The sequence below is a fragment of the Verrucosispora sp. SN26_14.1 genome, assembly GCF_004307965.1.
In the GTDB taxonomy this organism is placed as follows: Bacteria; Actinomycetota; Actinomycetes; order Mycobacteriales; family Micromonosporaceae; genus Micromonospora.
The window spans coordinates 1-2859 of sequence record NZ_SISL01000614.1 but is presented as its reverse complement, the minus strand read 5'-3'; the positions used below and the strand labels follow the sequence as shown (position 1 = coordinate 2859).

Genomic DNA, 2859 nt, shown 5'->3' with positions numbered 1-2859 from the left:
GTGCGACGGGTCAGCGGCTGGCGCCGGCGGCCCGGCGTGCGGCACGTCCGGCGAAGAACGACCGGGGCGCCAGCGCGGCCGGGTGCGGCAGCATCAGCGGCAGGCGGTCACCGGTCTCCTGCCGCCAGATGAACAGGTGCGCGCCCTTGTCGCCCATCGCGCCCTTGGCGAACTTCGGCTGGTTCACGGTCACGTACGCCAGGTCGGTGTACTCGGTGTCCCGGCGCAGCACCAGATCCCGCAGGATCTTGCCGCCGGTGTGGCTGGGCGCGATCCCGTTGCCGGTGTAGCCGTGCCCGTACACCAGGCCGTCGTCGGTGCGGCCGAACTGCGGGATGAAGGTGCGGCTCCAGCCGATCGGGCCACCGAAGGCGTGACTGAACCGGACGTCCCGCCAGGCCGGGAAGAAGCGGGCGAAGGACTCCCGCAGCGCGGCGTGGGCGGCGTCGTTGCGCAGGTGGGAGCGGTCGGTGTTCCGCTGGTCGTAGTAGTACCACCGGCCGCCGGACCAGACCACCCGGTTGTCGGCGGTGAGCCGGGCCGCGTGGGCGAAGGACAGCGAGTTGCTGACCCCCTCCCGGCCGGGCCAGGCCACCCGGGAGAGCTGCGCGTCGGTCAGCGGTTCGGTCACCATCAGGTAGTTCCACACCGGCATGACCTTGGTGTGGGTCTGGGCGAAGCTGTGCTGCCAGGCGTTGGTCGCCAGGACGACCTCGTTGGCGGTGACCGTGCCGGTGGGGGTGGTCACCCGGTAGCGTCCGCCGACCTTGCGGATCTCGGTGACCGGGGTCCGCTCGTGGATGTCCACGCCCTGCTCGCGGACGACGCGGGCCAGGCCCTGCACCAGTCGGTGCGGGTTGACCAGCGCGCCGGTGGTGCGCAGCGCGCCGAGCACCTGCGGGGAGCCGATGCGTTGCTGTGCCTCGTCGCGGTCCAGCAGCTTGAACGATCCGCGCAGGCCGGTGCGTTCGCTGCGCTTGACCTGGAGTTCGAGCCGGGCCAACTGCTTGCGGTCGGTGACCACCTGGAGCACGCCGTTCATCGCGAAGTCGGCGTCGATGCCGTACTGGCGGCAGAACCGCCCGATGTCGATGATCGACCGGGCGCCGCTGCGGTAGACACCCGCGGCCTTCTCCCGGCCGTAGTACCAGAGCAGCCGGCGCAGCACCTTGCCCGCGGTCAGCCCGACGAAACCGCCGTTGGCACTGGACGCGCCGCCGCCGACCGCCTCGGCCTCCAGCACCTTGATGTCGGCCGAGGGCTCGGCCTCGGCGAGGAAGTGCGCCGCCCACAGGCCGGTGTAGCCCGCGCCGACGATGCAGATGTCGCAGCTCGCGTCACCGTCGAGGGGTTCGCCGACCTCGACCGGCTCGGTGTCGTGCCAGTAGACGGTGTTCCGGGTCTCTTCCACGTCGCTCTCCAAGTCGTCGGCCCGCACCCACTATCCATAGTGTGTGTTGTGTTCGGCAAGACCCGACAGTCAATGCCCGTCGGCGGCCACCCGCGCCGCCCGTTCGGCCCGACGCTGCTGGCGCAGCCGGTCCATGAAGTAGTCGGCGTTGAGCCAGTAGAACTCCAGCCAGATGTTGTCCGGGTCGCGCAGCCAGATGCCGTAGCCGGCCTCCAGGAACAGTTCGCGGACGCCGGAGTGCTCGGCGCCGACGGCGTCCAGGTGCGTGGCCCACTCGTCCAGGTCGGCCATCTCGGGGACGTGGTAGCCCAGGTGGTGCAGGCCCACCCGACGCTCGTCGAAGGGGGCCGGGTCGGGCTCGACGGCCTGGCCGAGCACGATCGAGGAGAGCGACCCCCGGTGCACCAACGTCCGGAAGGTGAACCCGGACTCGGCGGGTGTCGCGTCGCGTACCGGCGTGAAGTCCATGACCCGGCAGTACCACTCGGTGCTGCGGTCCAGGTCGCGGACGGTCAGGTTGACGTGGTTCCTGCCATTGAGTTTAGGCACATGACGCATCATAGATGCTTCACTTGTATCTTGGGTGTGGCGTGTTGTTACCGGCAACCGGTAGCGTGTCGTCACCTGGCAGCGCGCTGCCCGTACCGGGCCGGAACGGATGTGAGGAACCGGGCATGCATCTGAACGTGTTCACCCAGTGCTCGCCGTCACCGCAGTTCAAGGGCATGTGGCGGCTCCCCGGCGACCGGACGGCCACCGGATACCGGTCGCTGGACTACTGGATCTCCCGGGCCCGCCAACTGGAGGCGGCCTGCATCGACGCGTTGTTCTTCGCCGACATCCACGGCGTCTACGACGTCTACCGGGGCTCCTGGGCACCGGCGGTGCGACACGCGGTGCAGATCCCCTCGATCGACCCGGCGCTGCTGCTGTCGGCCGCCGCGGCGGCGACCCGACACCTCGGCTTCGCGATCACCTACTCCACCACCTACCACTCCCCCTACGAGTGCGCCCGACTCTTCTCCTCGCTGGACCACCTCACCGGCGGACGGGTCGGCTGGAACATCGTCACCTCCTACCTGCGCTCGGCCACCGCCAACGGCCTCGGCGAGTACCTCGACCACGACGAGCGCTACGAGCGGGCCGACGAGTACGTCCAGGTCGCCCGCGCTCTGTGGGAGGAGAGCTGGGACGCCGACGCGGTGGTCCGCGACGCCGAACGCGACATCTTCACCGACCCGGACCGGGTCCGCCAGATCGACCACGAGGGCCGCTGGTTCAGCGTCCGGGGTCCACACCAGTGCGAGCCGTCCCCGCAGCGCACACCGGTGCTCTACCAGGCCGGCTCCTCGCCCCGGGGCATCGAGTTCGCCGCCCGGCACGCCGAGGTGGTCTTCCTGACCCTGGCCGATCCCGCCTCGGGGGCGGAGCCGGTGGCCGCCCTGCGC

At 70.3% G+C, this 2859-nt stretch carries 3 protein-coding genes; 1 reads left to right on the top strand and 2 read right to left on the bottom strand.

The window, feature by feature from the left end:
- Positions 1–10: 10 nt before the first annotated feature.
- Positions 11–1438: an FAD-binding oxidoreductase gene (locus tag EYA84_RS29950; RefSeq protein ID WP_131057485.1), complete on the bottom strand. Its 1428-nt coding sequence runs from the start codon at positions 1436–1438 to the stop codon at positions 11–13.
- A 42-nt stretch (positions 1439–1480) separates the two neighbouring features.
- Positions 1481–1969 (bottom strand): VOC family protein, encoded by a 489-nt coding sequence (locus EYA84_RS29945; protein WP_236146040.1) that lies wholly within the window; start codon positions 1967–1969, stop codon positions 1481–1483.
- 116 nt (positions 1970–2085) lie between these two features.
- Here EYA84_RS29945 and EYA84_RS29940 point away from each other — a divergent pair.
- The coding region (locus EYA84_RS29940) for an NtaA/DmoA family FMN-dependent monooxygenase (protein WP_131057480.1) at positions 2086–2859 on the top strand (774 nt) is incomplete at its 3' end.

What these genes read in the sequence shown, in the direction of transcription:
- EYA84_RS29945 (WP_236146040.1), bottom strand. Translation starts at nt 1,969, where the DNA reads ATGCGTCATGTGCCTAAACTCAATGGCAGGAACCACGTCAACCTGACC.